Raw genomic sequence first — 16207 nt, 5'->3', positions numbered from 1 at the left:
AGATAATACCAACCACAGTCGCGTCCTATACGGTAGCCGACACTTTGATGCGGAAAGAGCGCGCATGTCGCAAGTTTGTGTATCTGCCTCACGAGAGGATAGTCGCATCAATCCGTTCCCGCGAATTGGCATTGCGCTGCTGGTGCTCATTCTTCTGGTGATCCTGCCCTTTTTTCTCAGCAACGGGATGCGGGCATTCTATCTCAGCGAAGGCGGCCCTATTCAGGTTTTCTCTGCCGCTGGCTATCTGGTCGTTGCCGCGACACTCATTCACGAATTCACTTACGAGCAATTGCGGGAACGCTGGTATTTCGTTCTGATACCGATTGCGATGTGCTTTCGTGAGATGGATTTTCACGCTCATTTCACAACGATGAGCATAACCAAGATAAAATTCTATCTATCGGGCGACGTACCGCTCATCGAGAAGCTGTTCGGCGTCTCTGTATTCGTTGTGCTTGGCGTGGCCTTCGTCTTGATGATCCATCGTCACGGCAAAGCGTTTATCCGCGGCCTGCGTAGCCTCGATGCGACAGCGGTCGCCATTTTTGCAGCGGCAATGAGCGTCGTTCTATCGAAAACCCTCGACGGAGCGGTGAACAAGCTCGCGGCGTTTGGCTATGCTGGTTCCTCCAGTCTCGATCTGCTCACAACTGTCCCGGAAGAGGTCCTTGAGCTGGGCATCCCGGTGTTTCTCGCAATCGCGGCTTTCTCCTATTCTTCCAACAGGCGCTCGCCAAGGCAATAGCCGCGGGACACTCTCAGCCCAGCCCGGCTGCCGCTTGTTTTGGCGCGTCTTGCGACCCGCGGATGACATTGGTGCAGCGCCCGCCGCCGAAGAAGGCATCCACATTCGCGGCGATTTCCGTACCGCGCCTGCGGATAGTGCCGTCCGTCCAGCCGGACATGTGCGGCGTCATGACGATATTGTCGAGCTTGTGAAACGGCAATGACGAGGGGGCCGCTGTATCGCCCTCCTTTGCCGGATATTGATACCAGGTGTCTATAACGGCGCCGCCTATCCGGCGCGAAGCAAGCGCGTCGTACAGGGCTTTTTCATCGATAACCGGGCCGCGCCCGACATTGAGGATCGTCGCATCCGGGCGCATGGCGGCAAAAGCATCTGCACCGACGAAACCTTTAGTTTCCGCAAGTAAAGGCAGAGACACGACGATGAAATCTGCGGATCGGTAAAAAGCATCGAGATTCTCGAAACCGAAATAGGCATCGACCTGGTGCGATGGGGCTACCGGGCTGCGGTTTGCAGCGTGGATCCGCATTCCGAACGCCTTTGCGCGATGGGCAATCGCCTTGCCGATATGGCCGTATCCGAGCAAGCCAAGCGTCGAGCCGCCGATCTCGCGATGGGCCGCCGAAGCTGAGCCGGAACGGAATGGCCATTCGCCTTTTCGCAATGCCGTATCCGCTTGCGCCAGCGGTACTCGGCTGGCGAGTATTGCAGCCATGACGTATTCCGCGATTGCCTGCTCATGGCCAAAGCAATTGCAGGCGATGATACTATCCGGCAAGGCCGAGAAATCGACACCGTCATAACCCGCCGCTGCCACATGATAGAGTTTGACATTGGCTGGATGAGGCATTGTAGCGGCGAAGCGATTGCCGATAATGACGTCAGCCTTCTGGAAGGCGGAAATATCGGCGGCATCGGAAAGCTCGGCGGGCAGTATGGAAATATTGGCTGGCGACATCAAAACAGCGCGAAAATCATCGTGATATGTCGCCGCATTCTGTCCGTGGAACACGATATTGATCATTCCTGTGCGGCCTCTACTTCCCGCTCGATTTCGTTGGGGAAAGTGATGCCGTAGCGCGCCGCCCACGGTTTCGTCGCCTTGCGTATCTCGTCGCTGACTGCAACCCCTTGTGCCATCTGGCTGGCAGTTCGCGCCCTCGCTCCATCGCCCGGCACCCTGACCGGCCGGGCGGGATCGATCGGCCGTGCGGCGCGGGTCGCATTCGCCATCCAGTCCGCTTCGTCCAGAAAAACATCCCGGCCGCCAAAAGCATCAGGATCTATGATTTGCAGGAAAAAACCTTGCGCTTTTTCACCGGAAACACGGCCAAGTCCGGGAAGGCCAAGCGACAGGGCGCTTACGATCATCGCAATGGCATATCCCTTGTGGCCGTGCGTGATGCCGCCAAGCGGCAGAATCGTTCCGGGGTGCTCGCCGGAAAGGACGGCAGGATCGTCGCTCGCCTTGCCTTCGGCAGACAGGAGCGCCGGCCATGGCAGACGCTCGCCGCGCATCTGCACCTGTTTGACATAATTGTTACTGGTGAGGGACGTGGTCGTATCGACAAGGATCGGGACGCCGCGCGTCGGTATGCCGGCGGCAATTGGTTCACTGGTCAGTACGGCATCCAGACCGCCGGGAGGCGCCACCGAACGAACTTTCGAATCCGTAACCCACAACAGGCACATGTAACCCCGGTCGGTCGCCATGTTGAGATAGACCTGCAAGGCGCCCACATGCTGGCTGCGTCGAACCGCGATGCTGACCAGACCATGCTCCGGCACAAGTCCGATTGCCGTTTCAAACGCCCGTTCGAGAACCCAATGCCCCGGAAGCATACCAGCGTCCCAGGTCAGGCACGCGCCGCGTGACGAGACGGTTTCGATGGTGCCATCCTTTGCAGTCTTGCCTTCTTCGAGTTCCGTCAGATAGCGCGGCAGCAGAGCCAGTCCATGCGTATCATGGCCCGAAAGATCGGCATCCAAGATGCGACGCGCCACCACGGACGCCATTTCGGATTTCAGCCCCGCCGCCGTCAGGCATTTGAAAGCAAAATCAATGAGATCGGCGTGAAGATAAAGTTGATGATTGCGCATTCTCTAGTTTTCCACTCGTTCGCCAAGGCTCACATCCATTTTGAGCCATTTCGGCTTCGGCGTAGCGCTGAGAAGGCTGCGTGTATAGTCGTGGCGTGGTTCATTGAAGATCGCAGAAGTCGGGCCTGCTTCCACCACTGCCCCCTGTTTCATGACCAGTATGCGATCTGCAAAATGCCGCACGATAGGTAGGTCGTGGGTGATGAAAATGTAGGAAAGTCCAAGACGTGATCTAAGCTCTGCCAGAAGATCGATAATCTGGGCCTGTATCGAGACGTCGAGGGCGGATACCGCCTCGTCACAGACGATCAGCTCCGGATCGCTGGCCAGAGCGCGCGCAATGGCGATCCGCTGGCGTTGGCCGCCGGAAAATTGATGCGGATAGCGTTCGGAGTGCTCAGGCTTCAGCCCGACAAGATCGAGCAACTCGCCTACCCGCTCGCGCCAGCGCGGTTTCGGCAGAATATCGCCATGAATCGCCCACGGTTCGGAAATGATCGACCGGATATCCATTCGCGGGTTCATCGAGCCATAAGGGTCCTGAAACACCATCTGCACCCTGCGGCGATAACCGAGCAATGCACGCTCATCCATGGTGAATATGTCGGCGCCGCGGTACAGCGCGTTGCCTGCGGTCGGCTCGTTGAGACGCATCAGCATCCGAGCGACACTGGATTTGCCTGAACCGGACTCTCCGACGATCCCCAAAGTCTCGCCCCGCATTACTTCGAAGCTGACATCATCGACAGCACGAAATGCTTTGCCGGAGCCGAAAATCCCGCGGGAAAGCCGGTATTCCTTGGTCAATCCCGCGACTCGCATCAGCACCTCATCACTGGTCCCGGTAGATCTGCGATTTGAGCTTTCGGCGGCGTCGGCATGCGGGAGAGCGGCCAGAAGCTTGCGCGTGTAGGCGTGCTGGGGCCGGGTGAAAACATCACGCGCAATGCCTTCCTCGACGACCCTGCCTCCATTCATCACCATCACGCGGTCGGCCATAGATGCCGCCACCTCCAGATCATGGGTGATCAGGATCAATGCCATGCCGGTTTCGCGCTGAAGATCGCGGAGCAGGTCCAAAATCTGCGCCTGCACGCTGACATCGAGCGCCGTGGTCGGTTCATCCGCAATCAGCAGGTCCGGCTTCAACGCGATCGCCATCGCGATCATCACGCGTTGCCGCTGGCCGCCGGAGAATTGATGCGGATACTGGTCGATCCGGGTTTCCGGCTCGGGGATGCCGACCCGGTGCAGCAGTTCGATCGTACGTTCGCGCGCTGCCTTGCCCGACACTACATCGTGACTTTCGAACACTTCGCAAATCTGGCGGCCGACCGTGAACACAGGGTTGAGCGACGCAAGCGGATCCTGAAAGATCATCGCCATCCTGCGGCCGTTGATGTCACGACGGCTTTCGGCGTCCAGACTCTCTATCTCCGTGCCCTCGAAGACGATCCGGCCTGCCACGAGGTCGGCTGGTGGCCGGTCGATGAGATTCATGACCGCGCTCGTGCTCACGCTTTTGCCCGAACCGCTTTCGCCAAGAATAACCAGCGTTTCACCGCGATCCACCCGGAAGGAGACACGATCGACAGCACGCAGAGGGGCGTCATCGGAAAGGAAGTCGATCGTCAGGTCTTCGACATTCAGGATAGGAGCCTGTTTCATCGCGGCGCCTTTCTCAGTTTCTGAAGACGCCAGCGTTGCTGCGGATCGGCAATCGTGCGCGCCCAACTGGAAAGGATATTGAGGGAGAGCGTGGTAAGCATGATCGCAAGGCCGGGCCAAAAGGCGATCCACCATGCACTGGCGAGATAGCCGCGACCATTGGCAACCATAGCACCCCAGGTGAAGGCTGGCGGTTGAATTCCGAGCCCGAGGAAACTCAGCGACGATTCTGCCAGAATGACGGTTGCAAAATCAATGGCGCCAATGGTGATCAGTGTCGGCAAAACCAGCGGAGCGATGTGGCGCAACACGATCCGCAGAGGCTTGGCGCCCATCGATATCGCCGCGCTGACGAACATGCGCTCTCGCAGTTCCAACACTTCGGCCCGCGTCGTGCGCAGGTAGATCGGAATGCGGGTTATTGCCAGTACGATGATTACGTTGGTGACACTCGGACCCAGCGTGTAGAGCACGATCAACGCCAGCAGCAGCGACGGGAAGCTCATGATGATATCGGCCATGCGAAGGATCACCTGGCTGTACCAGCGCTCCGAATAACCGGCGATCAAACCAAGCACGCCGCCAACAAGCATCGAGCAGAAGACAGCGGCGGCGGCGATGCCGAGTGTGTTCTGCGCGCCGACGATCAGCCGCGCCAGGATTGAACGTCCAAGCGTGTCCGCGCCAAGGAAATAGATCCAGTCGTGCTGGAACTGAAAGGGTGCCAGATTGCGCTGCCGCAATCCAAGGCGCAGTGCGGCGTCGCCGATCAGCAACGGCCCGAAGATCACGGCGAACAGCAGTATGACAAGATAGATCGTAGCGGCGAATGCGAGCTTGTCACGGGTGAGATAGGCGAACAGCGTGCGCAGCCGGCCGCGCGGTGCGTCCATGCCGGTTTCTGTGGGAATTGCCGTCATAGGGTCAGTACCTGATGCGCGGATCGAGAACCGCGTAGAGGAGGTCGATTACGATATTCATGATGAAAATCGCGATGGCCGTGACCAGAATGGTCGATTGAACGACGGCAAAGTCGCGCTGAACGATGGCGTCGATCATCAACTTGCCGATGCCCGGCCAGCCGAAGATGGTTTCGACCACGACAGCACCATTCACCAGCCCCGTTGCCAGGTCTCCGGCAACGGTGACGACCGGAAGCAGCGAATTGCGAAGCGCATGGCTGAAGACGATTTTGTGCCGCTTCAGCCCCTTGGCGCGTGCGGTTTTTATGTAGGGCGAAGACAAGGCGCTGAGCATCGTTCCGCGCACCACCTGCACCAGCAGCCCGAACGGGCGCAGCATCAAGACGAAGACCGGCATGATCCAGTAAAGGATGCCTCCGGTCCCGGATGTCGGCAGCAGGTCGAGGCCAACGGCGAAAATCAGGATGCAGACGATCGCGATCCAGAAATCAGGCGCGCTGGCACCGGCAAGCGAGACCTGACTGGCGATCCGGTCGAACAGACCGCCGGGCCGTGCGGCAGCGACGCAGCCGATTACCAGAGCAAGGACGAACGACAGGCTCATTGCCACGAAGGCGAGCTTGAGCGTTTGCGGGAAAGCCTCCAGCGCAACAGCCATAGCCGAGCGGTTCTGGCGGATGGACTGGCCGAAATCGAGGCTGAGAAGATTGCGCAGATAGTCGAGGAACTGCCAATAGATAGGCTGATCGAAACCATGCAGCTTGGAGAAAGCAGCGCGGGCCTCCTGCGTCGAGTCGGGCGGCAGGAACAGATAGGACGGATCGCCTGTCAGCCTGGTGAGGAAAAACACCAGAGCCAGCAGTCCGATGACGGCGATAATACTGTGCGACGCACGTCGCCCGATATAACTCAGCATGAAGATGACCCTTCGATCTCGATCGACGGCGACAGATGGAAACGCGCGGGCGGCATTCGCCCGCGCGCCAAGTCGTTCATTTCTTCAGGCGGATATTCGCCAGCGGTATTTCGCTGTTGGTTGTGATGTCGGGCTGCCAGTCCAGACGCTTGCCGACGCGGGTGTAGCCGATCATGTGGAACATCGGGATGTCGGCAACGACATCATTGTGCATCTGATTGAAGATCGCCTTGAACTCCTTCGTCCGCTCTTCACCCACGGCAGCAAGAGCGGCATCGATTTCACCGTCGATCTTCGCATCCGCCATGGTCGAATACTGGCCGGACGAGCGGTAGAATATCGGCACGGTGAATGCGGCATCACCCTTGTTGTTGTCGTGCATCATCTGCACCATGTTAGGGCCGCGTTCCTCCGGGAACGGCTTTTGCAGATAGCGCACCCAGTCTGCGACATCGAGCATGGTCAGCTTTACGTTGAGGCCAGCCGCCTGCCACATCGTCATCATGGCTTCCATAGCTTCGGTGCCGTTCGGATAGATGCCATTGCGGCCAATCAGCCTGACCTCTGTATCGACTGGAACCCCTGCGCTCTTTGCCTCGGCAACCAATGCCGCGGCCTGTTCCGGGTCGTAGGCCCATGGTTCCAAGGCATCATCGTGGCCGTTGACGCCACTGACGACCATTTGGGCGGCGCGCTCAACGTCGTCACCGAATAGAGTTTTCATTCCGTCCCAGTCGATCGCGAGATTCAGCGCTTTGCGTATACGCACATCGTCAAGCGGCGCCTTTGTCGTATCGATGCGAACTGCCGTCGTTTCGGAGTTGAGATACGCGAAGTCGGTCTCCTCGTTGGTTACATCCTGGAGGGCGATCGACGGCGTCAGGTCCGCCTCGCCCGTCTCGACCATCGCTGCCCGGATGGAGGACTCCGAACGCCAGACATAGGTCGCTTTCGAAATTTCCGGATCATCGCCCCAATAGCCGTCGAATTGATCCAGAACCACTGCCTGCGGATCGAAGGTGGTGAGCTTGAAAGGTCCAGTGCCGATCGGATCGTTGACCGGCTTGTCGGCCGGCGTGTCTGGCGAGACAATCATCACGACACTCAGCAATGTCGGCAGGATCGGCTCCGGCTTGTCCGACGCGATGTCTACGGTCAAATCGTCTACGGGGGTCACTGTCAGCTTGGCATCGCCGAACTTGGCGATGTTGTTGCATGTGATCGCGCCGCCGGTCATCCGTTCGATGGAGAATGCGACCGCTTCCGCGTTCATATCCTTTCCATCGTGAAATTTGACGCCGGGACGCAGCTTGATCCGCCATGTCTTGTCGTCGGTCTGCGTCCATTCGGTAGCCAGCTTGGGCATCGGTTGCCCGGTCTTTGCGTCGATTACGGTCAGCGGCTCAGTGACGTTCTGGTTGAGAATCTGGCCGACCGTTGTGATGATCGTGCCACAGGGTTCCAGATTGGCTGGCTGCTCAGGCAGCACGATCTTGATTTCATGTCCGCTGGCCTGCGCGAACGCTGCAGGCGCAACCGACGCCAGAAAAATCGTCGACAATGCAAATAGGCTGATGCGTTTCATACTGTTCCTCCCATTGATGTACGAATTTGCGGCGAGCGGATTTACAGAACCCTTCACCGTATCGCGCGCACCTCCTCCCGAGGGACGCGAATATCAGGCAGCGCGCTCGATAAGCGCAGCCAGCATCGTCTTCTCCTCCGGCTTGAGGTTCGTCAGCGGCGGACGGACAGCGCCGGGCGTCCGGCCGATGAGTTCAACACCAGCCTTGATGATCGACACCGGATAACCGGCCTCCCGGTCACGGATAGCGGCGAACGGAAAGAAGAACTCCTCAAGGATTGCGGTCATGGTTGCGCGATCATCGCCGCGCATCGCCTTGTAAAAGCGCTGCGCAAGAGCCGGTATGAAATTGAACACAGCCGACGAGTAAGTCGTGACGCCAAGGGCGTTGTAGCCTTCGGCAAAGAGCTCATGGGTTGGCATGCCGCCGATGTAGCAGAGACGATCACCAAGCTTTGCGGTGATATGCCGGACAAGACCCATCTGCCCCGTTCCGTCCTTGAAGCCGATCAGGTTCGGACACGCATCCGCCAGCCGCGCCATTGTATCGACGCTCGAAACCGCATTGTCACGATTGTAGACGATGACGCCAAGCCCGGTCGCGTCGCATACGGCCTTGATATGCTGGTAAAGCCCTTCCTGCGGCACATGCATCAGATAATGAGGCAGCAGCAGCAACCCATCCGCGCCCGCCTTTTCGGCCTTGCGCGCAATGTCCTTTGCCAAAGCGCCGCCGTAGCCGCATCCAGCGATAATCGGAACATCACCTGAGACGTCTTTCGCGGCGCGGGTGACTTCGGCAACCTCGTCCGGCGCCAGCGAGAAGAACTCCCCTGTGCCGCCTGCGGCGAACAAAGCGGCGGCATCGAAGCCGGACAACCACTCGACATGCGATTTATAGCTATCGAGATTGAGGCTCAAATCATCATTGAAATGCGTAACTGGGAACGACAGAAGCCCGCTGGACAGTTGCGCCTTGATTTCCTCCGGTGACATTCTCACTCCCTAAGTCATATTATGTATTGTGTAAAATTCATAATATGACTTTGTGAAGAGAGTCAACGCTCTTTCGTCCCGCCCGTCGATTGTTTCGTCGGCAGCGACCGGTAGCGCTTGATGCCGGTGAGAAGGTGATGGCGCATGGCGTTGCGCGCCAATTCCGGGTCGCGCGCAAAAATCGCTTCGCCGATGGCGGTGTGTTCAAGCAAAATGATGTTGTCCCGGTTCGGAAGAGGATCAACACCGCCCATGGCAGTGCGGAACTTCACCCGCGGAATGATGCGGCGTCCCATATGCTCGAGGAATGTCCTGAAGCGTATGTTGTTGGTGGCAGCGGCGATCGCCATGTGAAACCGGAAGTCGGCATCGTCAGTTGGCTTGCCTTCCTTCATGAGTGCCGCGAAATTCTCGATTTCAGCCTGAATTTCGGCCTCTTGTGCCGGCGAGCTGCGCGCCGCGGCCAAGCCTGCTGCTTCGACTTCGACGCCGATGCGCAACTCCAGCTCTTCAATGATGTCGGAGATTTTGTCAGTCGCATGCGTGAAGAGCTGAAAGCTTTGCGATACCTGACTGGGCGCGCGCACGAAGACCCCCGCACCCTGTCGCGATTCCAGAAGCCCGTCGGCACGCAAAGCCGCGATGGCCTCGCGGATCACGGTCCGGCTGAACCCGAATTTTTCAACGAGTAAAGGCTCCGTGGGTATCTTATCGCCGGGAGCGTATTCGCCTGCCTCTATGCGCGTGCGCAATTCATCTGCGACACGCATGGAAAACGTTTTTCGTATCGCGACGGGCTCGCTCATATCGTTGATACCTCCAACTCACCGGAGATACCCTAATCATCGAATTGATATGTTGAAACCGAATATTCGTCAAAATTCATATTATGTGTTCGATTGCACGACACGAATAGGCGAACGGTGGAAAGATGCCGTCCTCACACAAGAACCGGGATGAAGCACTGACCTAGTGCGTTTCAGGTCTCTCAAGTTCATCGTGCAGACTCGCAGCCATCGCGCGAAGTGTCACATAGGCCGATGCGGCTCCGGGATCGATGTGCCCTATCGAACGCAGACCGAGTTTGGCCGAGCGCCCTCGCCTGCTCTCTATCCGGGCGGTGTGTTCCATCCCGGCCTTCGCCGCATCGCGCGCCGCATTAAGTACCGCAAGTTCATCGCCGCCATCTTCCGCAGCTTTGACCGCTGCCTCTGCGGCAGGCATCCAGGCATCTATCATCGTCTTGTCGCCCGGCTGCGCACCACCGCGCGCAACAATGCCGTCGTTTATGCCTTTTACCCATGCCGCCAGTGCAGCACCGTCAAGATTGAGGCGGTCTGCGACAAAAGCTGCCGCACCGCGGAAAGCTCCGGCGTAGAGCGGACCAGACGAAGCGCCAACGGCAGTGAGGAAAGCCTGTGCGATATTCTCACAGGTCTGCGCGATCAATTCATCGTCCGGACGTGCGTTCAGAACAGGTCCCACCGCCGTCCAGCCGATGTCCATGGTGACGCCATGGTCGCCGTCACCGATCACACCGTCGAGCTGCGAAAGCCAATCCTTTTCGGTGTGGATTGCAAAGGCGGTCGCCCTCATCATCGAAACGAAGATGTCCGGCGTGACCCGGCCCGTCGAGTCCAGTGACGCCCTATCCACCGTCACAGATTCCTTGACCGCGCGAACCTGCCGGGGACTGCGGCGCGCATCCGCGAGCGGCGCGGACGGCGCACCAACGGTCAGCGCCGGTGTGCTGCAGGGATGATCGAGCAACGCCGTCAAAGTATCGTCCAGCTTCAGCACCGTCACCGACGCGCCAGCCATCTCTAGAGACGTTGCATATTCACCGACCCAGTTTGCGTGAATGGGGATGCCGCGCTCGTCGAGGATTTGCTGAACTCTTCGAAACACCAGGAACAGTTCGAGCTGCGTTGTCGCACCAAGACCGTTGACCAGCACCGCAACACGATCGCCGCGGACTAATGCCAATTCATTCAGGATCGGATCCATAAGCATATCGGTAACGGTGTCAGCTTTCGCCAGCTTCTCGCGGCGCATACCGGGCTCACCGTGAAGACCCATGCCGATTTCCATGTCTTCGGCGCCGATTTCGAAATTCGGTGTACCCGTCTGCGGCAGCGAACATGCGCCCAGTGCGACACCCATCGAACGGCAATTGTCGTTTGCCAGGCGCGCCAACGCCTCGACGCGTTCCAGCGGCTCGCCAAGATCGGCCGCGGCCCCGGCGCATTTGAAGACGAAAAAATCACCGGCAACGCCACGGCGCTCCCCGCAGCGCTCGAACGGCGCCGACGCGATATCATCAGTCACAGCAACACTCAGAACAGACGTGCCCTCTGCCTCAAGCTCCTCGGCAGCCATGGTGAAGTTCAGGACATCGCCCGTGTAGTTCCCATATAGGAAAACGACGCCGGCACCGCCATCGGCGGCACGTCCCGCATCAAGGATCTGCTCAGGAGAAGGAGACGCGAATATGTTTCCGACCGCAGCCGCATCGGCAAGCCCGCGTCCGACATAACCGGCAAAAGCTGGCTCATGACCTGAACCGCCGCCTATGACGACACCGACCTTTCCGTCACGCGGCCCGTGACGCGCAACCACGGCGCGGCCGGTCGGTCCTTCAACGGTCAGAATGTCAGAATAGGCCGCAACGAACCCTTCGATGAACTCGGGAATGATATTTTCGGGCGCGTTGATGAGTTTCTTGGTTCTGGCGGTCATGGCCTCGTCCAATCTTCATGGGCAGCATTGCTGCGAACGACTTTTGTTGTGGAAGAAGGTTGCGGCGGAAACGCCTCACACAGCGGCGTTGGGAACCAGCCGTTTCGCTGCCGCGACGGTGCGGCTCAACCATTCGTGTTCCATCCGGCAGCTTGCCTCGATGTCATCCGACTGAGGTAACCAATGCTCCAGAATGACGCTCATATCGTCGGGGCAATGCGAGAGGCAGGCGAGGATTTCTTCGATCTCTGCTCTTCCCTCGCCCAACGGCGTGCCGTGAATTCGGAACCCGACACCATAAGGATCGGGCGTGATCTGGTAATCCTTGAGGTGCAAATTGATCGTATAAGGAGCCAGCATGCGCACCGTAGTCATCGGCCATTCACCGGCGCATATGGAATTTGCCACATCGAGACAGACCCCAAGCGCCTCATCGTCCACTGCGTCGAGCAACTCCACCATGCGAGGCGATGGGTAGTTGAAATGGTTCTCGATAGCGAAGCGCAGCCCAGCCCTTTTTCCATCAGGCAGAAGCTCGCGAATTTGCGCAGCAAGTTCGGATACCGGGATCACCGCATCCTCCGCATCGAGCGCGACACGCAGGATTTTGGCGCCAATCCGCTCTCCAATCGGGATGTAGCGCGCAAGCTCATCCGCATCGAAAGACTGCGTGCCGAGTTCAAGCGCCATGCCGTAGCTGTCGGCACGCTGCTTCAGCGCGATATGCTCGTCCGGGCTCAATCGGTCTAGCGGAAGATTGTCGGCATATTGGACAAGCTTCAAGCCATGAGCATGAGCTGCCTCCAGAACCTCCATAGCCGTCATCGGCTGTGCAGGCTGCAAATCCTTGATGCCGATCGACCAGCGGAAGGCATAGCTTCCCAATCCGATTTTCATGTGCTCCTCCCCAGTTCAGGCTCCACCCCACAGGGGGATGGAGCCATTTCGCATTAGTGGATCAGAGAACCGCCATTCACATCCACTTCGGAACCGGTCACATAGGCCGACAGGTCGGAGGCAAGAAACAGCGCGCACCCGGCCACATCATCGGCAGTACCGGGACGGCCCATCGGGATTCCCGCATTGATTTCCGCGAGTTTTTCAGGCGTCAGCAGCCCGGCCGTGATGTCGGTCGCGATGAAGCCGGGGCAGATCGCATTGACGCGCACATTGTCCGGTGCCAATTCGCGCGCCATCGCCTTGGTCAGTCCGAGCACGCCAGCCTTGGCCGCGGAATAATGCGGTCCGCCAAAAATGCCGCCGCCTCTTTGAGCCGAAACCGACGAGAGGTTGACGATTTTGCCCTGCTTGCGCGAGCGCATATGCGGAATGACGGCCTGACTGCAATAAAGCGTGCCGCGCAGGTTCACGTCGAGCACCGCTTCGTAGTTCTTCGGAGCGATGTCCATGATCTTCAGCGGCTGTGTGATCCCCGCATTGTTGACCAGGATGTCGATCTGACCCCATTGCGCGATCAAGGCATCCACCGCCTTCTGCACACCTTCGAGGTCGGTGACGTTGCAGGCAAGACCGATATGCTGCGCACCGAGATCTGCGGCTGCCTCCTTGGCGGCTGACTCGTCGAGATCGAGAATCGCCACGGTTGCACCGTGCTCGGCAAAAAGCTTCGCCGTTGCCTTGCCGAGACCGCGCTTGGAAGCGGCGCCAGTGACGACTGCGAACTTGCCCTGAAGAAGAGCTGTAGCCATAAATATTCTCCCTTGATTTTCAAACCCGGAAGCGTGTCGCGGGTCGTTTGTCTGCTGGAACCGGCTTTCAGAGCCAGCCGCGAACCTGATTTATGATGGCGGTCGTCGAAATGCCGTAGCGGTCATGCAGCGACGGCAGAGCACCGGCGTCGAGGAACTGATCCGGAAGACCTATCATCCGGAAGGAAGGCGTCACACCATTTGTCAGCAAGGTGGACGCGACGGCTTCGCCGAGGCCACCAACCTTGGTGTGGTTTTCGGCGGTAACGACGAGGCGTCCGCCCTTGCCCGCTTCTGCGAGAATCGTTTCCGTATCGAGCGGCTTGATCGTCGGGCAATGAAGCACTGCGACCGAAATGCCCTGCGCTTCCAGCTCGACCGCGGCGTCGAGCGCACGCATGGTCATGAAACCCGAGGCAATGACGAGCGCATCCGTGCCTTCGCGCACCAGCTTGGCTTTGCCAAGCTCGAACTTGTAGTCCGGGCAATGCTTACGGATGACGGACGCCACTTTGCCGCGCGGCAGGCGCATGTAAACCGGACCGTCATGAGCCGTAATGGCAGGCACGGCCTCCATCACGTCGATCGCGTCGCACGGATCGACGATTGTCATGTTCGGCAGGCCGCGGAAGATCGCAAGATCCTCCGTCGCCTGATGGCTCGGGCCATAACCGGTGCTCAGGCCGGGAAGCGCGCAGACGATTTTGACCGGCAGATACTCTTCCGCGATCGCCATGGCGATAAAGTCATAGGCGCGGCGCGAGGCGAAGACGGCATAGGTGGTCGCAAAGGGAATGAAGCCTTCACGCGCCATGCCGGCAGCCGCAGAGATCATGACCTGCTCCGCCATGCCCATCTGGTAGAAGCGCTCCGGAAACGCTTCTGCGAAAATATGCAAATCCGTGTATTTCGCGAGGTCGGCAGTGAGGCCGACGATGCGGTCGTTCTTCTTGGCCTCCGCCACCAACGCATGACCGAACGGCGCGGAAACTGTCTCATAGCCTTCCGCGGCCAGCGAGGCGATCATCGCCGAGGTGCGTCCGCCTTCGCCCGGTTTTGGCGGCGTGCGCGGTTCCCACTTGCGGTGCGGATCGTAATTGCGCTTGACGCTCATCTCTGTTCCTCCCTCATTCTGGCCGGTTTGCGTCGAGCACGGCGAGTGCCTTCTGCCATTCATCGGCCTCAACCCGCACGAAATGCGTGATCTCGCGCTCTTCAAGGAAGGGCACGCCCTTGCACATGACTGTGTCGCAGATAATGACGCGCGGCTTGGGTTCGGCGAGATTGCGGGCCGCATCGAACGCGGCGACGAGCGCGGAAATGTCGTTGCCATCGACGCGCTGGGTGTGCCATCCGAAGGACGCCCACTTGTCGCCGAGCGGCTCGGAGCAAAGCATTTCGGTCGATTTTCCGTCCGCCTGCTGGTCGTTGAAATCAACGATACAGATCAGATTGTCGAGCTTGTGGTGGGCCGCCGACATCGCCGCTTCCCACGTCGACCCCTCGCCAAGTTCGCCGTCAGACATCAGATTGTAGACGAATGCCGGGTTCTGCTTGGCTTTGAGGCCGAGCGCCATGCCGACGCCGATGCCGAGACCCTGACCGAGCGAGCCGCCGGTGATCTCCATGCCCGGCGTATAAGCTGCCATGCCGGACATCGGCAGACGGCTATCGTCCGTACCATAGGTTTCGAGCTCCTGTTCCGGCAGGATGCCCGCCTCGATCAAAGCGGAGTAGAGCGCGATGGCGTAATGGCCGATCGACAGCAGGAAGCGGTCGCGACCTTCCCATTCCGGTTCTTCCGGTCGATATCCAAGCGCATGGAAATAAGACACGGCAAGGACATCGGCGATGCCGAGCGCCTGGCCCACATAGCCCTGCCCCTGCACCTCGCCCATTCGTACCGCCTTGCGCCGGATTTCCCAGGCTCGGCGTAAAAGACTCGTGTTTGACAGATGAACTGCCTGACTCTGAATGGTCATGGCTCCTCCCTTCCGGTATCGACACAAAATGCCAACACCGCAACTACTGGACTTGGTCGTAGGCTGACGGCAATTAAGAAAATCGAACGAGTTGTTAAGTAAAACTTAGATGACGCCCCGACCCAGATCAGCGAGGGTCAAATCGAGGAGGTCGGGGAGGACGCTCACCTGCATGCAGTGCATCGCTTTGGGATCGGCCATTTATCGCCATCTCGAAAAACACCGGACAATCGATCCGGTTTGGCACAGCAGCAGACGATTTCCCGTAAACCGGAATTGAATTTACGCTCTCAGGGAGGAACCCAATGAAATTTCGTCATTTGCTGGCCGCTGCCGCGCTGTTGTCGCTTTGCGCCAGTCCGGTCAGTGCACAGACCTTTCAGCTTTCGCATAATGCGGCTACCGGAAACCCCAAAGACGTGGCATCGCTGAAATTCGCGGAGCTTGTCGCACAGAAATCCGATGGCCGCCTCAAGGTCGATGTCGGCGGCAGCGCGCAGTTTGGCGACGATGCCGAAACCATCACCAACATGCGGCTCGGCACCATCGCTTTCTCTGCGAATTCGCAGGGCACCACATCTTCGGTGGTCCCGGAAATCAGTCTGCTCGGGCTTCCGTTCCTCTTTCAGGATCTAAAGCAGGCTGAAGCCGTTATGGACGGTCCGGCTGGCGACAAGATCGCCGTCGCAGCGGAAGCACAGGGCCTCATCGTCCTTTCCTGGTGGAACAACGGCATTCGCGAGACGTCGAACTCGAAGAAGCCGATTGTGGTTCCTGGCGATCTTGCTGGCATGAAGATCCGCACACCGCCGGACCCGATGACCATCGACATCTTCGA

Annotated in this window: 15 protein-coding genes; 2 read left to right on the top strand and 13 right to left on the bottom strand. The window is 58.8% G+C overall.

Annotated features, from left to right (window positions below; genetic code table 11):
• Positions 1–64 precede the first annotated feature (64 nt).
• Entirely contained in the window at positions 65–748 is a 684-nt protein-coding gene (locus tag ABFT80_RS08250) for a hypothetical protein (RefSeq protein WP_347971414.1), read from the top strand.
• Between the two features lie 13 nt (positions 749–761).
• Here ABFT80_RS08250 and ABFT80_RS08245 read toward each other — a convergent pair whose 3' ends face one another.
• From ABFT80_RS08245 to ABFT80_RS08185, 13 genes are all read right to left on the bottom strand, one after another.
• Positions 762–1775, bottom strand: a complete 1014-nt coding sequence (locus ABFT80_RS08245) for a 2-hydroxyacid dehydrogenase (protein WP_347971413.1) — start codon at positions 1773–1775, stop codon at positions 762–764.
• Positions 1772–2851 carry an Ldh family oxidoreductase gene (locus tag ABFT80_RS08240; protein ID WP_347971412.1) on the bottom strand — a complete coding sequence of 360 codons (1080 nt, stop codon included), beginning with the start codon at positions 2849–2851 and terminating at the stop codon, positions 1772–1774. Before ABFT80_RS08240 ends, ABFT80_RS08245 begins: the two co-directional genes overlap by 4 nt.
• Before the next feature lie 3 nt (positions 2852–2854).
• Positions 2855–4519 carry an ABC transporter ATP-binding protein gene (locus ABFT80_RS08235; protein WP_347971411.1) on the bottom strand — a complete coding sequence of 555 codons (1665 nt, stop codon included), beginning with the start codon at positions 4517–4519 and terminating at the stop codon, positions 2855–2857.
• Positions 4516–5439, bottom strand: a complete 924-nt coding sequence (locus ABFT80_RS08230) for an ABC transporter permease (RefSeq protein ID WP_455189903.1) — start codon at positions 5437–5439, stop codon at positions 4516–4518. Before ABFT80_RS08230 ends, ABFT80_RS08235 begins: the two co-directional genes overlap by 4 nt.
• Positions 5440–5443: 4 nt before the next feature.
• Entirely contained in the window at positions 5444–6358 is a 915-nt protein-coding gene (locus ABFT80_RS08225) for an ABC transporter permease (RefSeq protein WP_347971409.1), read from the bottom strand.
• 76 nt (positions 6359–6434) lie between these two features.
• Positions 6435–7943: an ABC transporter substrate-binding protein gene (locus ABFT80_RS08220; protein WP_347971408.1), complete on the bottom strand. Its 1509-nt coding sequence runs from the start codon at positions 7941–7943 to the stop codon at positions 6435–6437.
• Positions 7944–8036: 93 nt separating this feature from the next.
• Positions 8037–8939 (bottom strand): 5-dehydro-4-deoxyglucarate dehydratase, encoded by a 903-nt coding sequence (kdgD, locus tag ABFT80_RS08215; RefSeq protein ID WP_347971407.1) that lies wholly within the window; start codon positions 8937–8939, stop codon positions 8037–8039.
• Positions 8940–9001: 62 nt separating this feature from the next.
• A complete protein-coding gene (locus tag ABFT80_RS08210; RefSeq protein ID WP_455189914.1) occupies positions 9002–9709 on the bottom strand; it encodes a FadR/GntR family transcriptional regulator in 708 nt (235 codons plus the stop codon).
• A gap of 199 nt (positions 9710–9908) precedes the next feature.
• Positions 9909–11678: a dihydroxyacetone kinase subunit DhaL gene (gene dhaL, locus ABFT80_RS08205; RefSeq protein WP_347971405.1), complete on the bottom strand. Its 1770-nt coding sequence runs from the start codon at positions 11676–11678 to the stop codon at positions 9909–9911.
• 75 nt (positions 11679–11753) lie between these two features.
• Positions 11754–12575, bottom strand: coding sequence for a sugar phosphate isomerase/epimerase family protein (locus tag ABFT80_RS08200; protein ID WP_347971404.1), 822 nt, complete (start codon positions 12573–12575; stop codon positions 11754–11756).
• A gap of 53 nt (positions 12576–12628) precedes the next feature.
• Positions 12629–13387, bottom strand: coding sequence for an SDR family NAD(P)-dependent oxidoreductase (locus tag ABFT80_RS08195; protein ID WP_347971403.1), 759 nt, complete (start codon positions 13385–13387; stop codon positions 12629–12631).
• Positions 13388–13454: 67 nt separating this feature from the next.
• Positions 13455–14501, bottom strand: a complete 1047-nt coding sequence (locus ABFT80_RS08190) for a transketolase family protein (protein ID WP_347971402.1) — start codon at positions 14499–14501, stop codon at positions 13455–13457.
• Between the two features lie 13 nt (positions 14502–14514).
• Positions 14515–15369 (bottom strand): transketolase, encoded by an 855-nt coding sequence (locus ABFT80_RS08185; RefSeq protein WP_347971401.1) that lies wholly within the window; start codon positions 15367–15369, stop codon positions 14515–14517.
• 305 nt (positions 15370–15674) lie between these two features.
• Here ABFT80_RS08185 and ABFT80_RS08180 point away from each other — a divergent pair.
• Positions 15675–16207: TRAP transporter substrate-binding protein (locus tag ABFT80_RS08180; RefSeq protein ID WP_347971400.1), on the top strand; the 533-nt coding region annotated here is incomplete at its 3' end.

The sequence above is a fragment of the Foliimonas ilicis genome (assembly GCF_039939195.1).
Taxonomy (GTDB): domain Bacteria; phylum Pseudomonadota; class Alphaproteobacteria; order Rhizobiales; family Rhizobiaceae; genus Foliimonas; species Foliimonas ilicis.
This window is presented reverse-complemented; position numbering and strand designations above follow the sequence as displayed.

What these genes read in the sequence shown, in the direction of transcription:
- ABFT80_RS08250 (WP_347971414.1), top strand. Translation starts at nt 65, where the DNA reads ATGTCGCAAGTTTGTGTATCTGCCTCACGAGAGGATAGTCGCATCAAT.
- ABFT80_RS08245 (WP_347971413.1), bottom strand. Translation starts at nt 1,775, where the DNA reads ATGATCAATATCGTGTTCCACGGACAGAATGCGGCGACATATCACGAT.
- ABFT80_RS08240 (WP_347971412.1), bottom strand. Translation starts at nt 2,851, where the DNA reads ATGCGCAATCATCAACTTTATCTTCACGCCGATCTCATTGATTTTGCT.
- ABFT80_RS08235 (WP_347971411.1), bottom strand. Translation starts at nt 4,519, where the DNA reads ATGAAACAGGCTCCTATCCTGAATGTCGAAGACCTGACGATCGACTTC.
- ABFT80_RS08230 (WP_455189903.1), bottom strand. Translation starts at nt 5,439, where the DNA reads ATGACGGCAATTCCCACAGAAACCGGCATGGACGCACCGCGCGGCCGG.
- ABFT80_RS08225 (WP_347971409.1), bottom strand. Translation starts at nt 6,358, where the DNA reads ATGCTGAGTTATATCGGGCGACGTGCGTCGCACAGTATTATCGCCGTC.
- ABFT80_RS08220 (WP_347971408.1), bottom strand. Translation starts at nt 7,943, where the DNA reads ATGAAACGCATCAGCCTATTTGCATTGTCGACGATTTTTCTGGCGTCG.
- kdgD (WP_347971407.1), bottom strand. Translation starts at nt 8,939, where the DNA reads ATGTCACCGGAGGAAATCAAGGCGCAACTGTCCAGCGGGCTTCTGTCG.
- ABFT80_RS08210 (WP_455189914.1), bottom strand. Translation starts at nt 9,709, where the DNA reads ATGCGTGTCGCAGATGAATTGCGCACGCGCATAGAGGCAGGCGAATAC.
- dhaL (WP_347971405.1), bottom strand. Translation starts at nt 11,678, where the DNA reads ATGACCGCCAGAACCAAGAAACTCATCAACGCGCCCGAAAATATCATT.
- ABFT80_RS08200 (WP_347971404.1), bottom strand. Translation starts at nt 12,575, where the DNA reads ATGAAAATCGGATTGGGAAGCTATGCCTTCCGCTGGTCGATCGGCATC.
- ABFT80_RS08195 (WP_347971403.1), bottom strand. Translation starts at nt 13,387, where the DNA reads ATGGCTACAGCTCTTCTTCAGGGCAAGTTCGCAGTCGTCACTGGCGCC.
- ABFT80_RS08190 (WP_347971402.1), bottom strand. Translation starts at nt 14,501, where the DNA reads ATGAGCGTCAAGCGCAATTACGATCCGCACCGCAAGTGGGAACCGCGC.
- ABFT80_RS08185 (WP_347971401.1), bottom strand. Translation starts at nt 15,369, where the DNA reads ATGACCATTCAGAGTCAGGCAGTTCATCTGTCAAACACGAGTCTTTTA.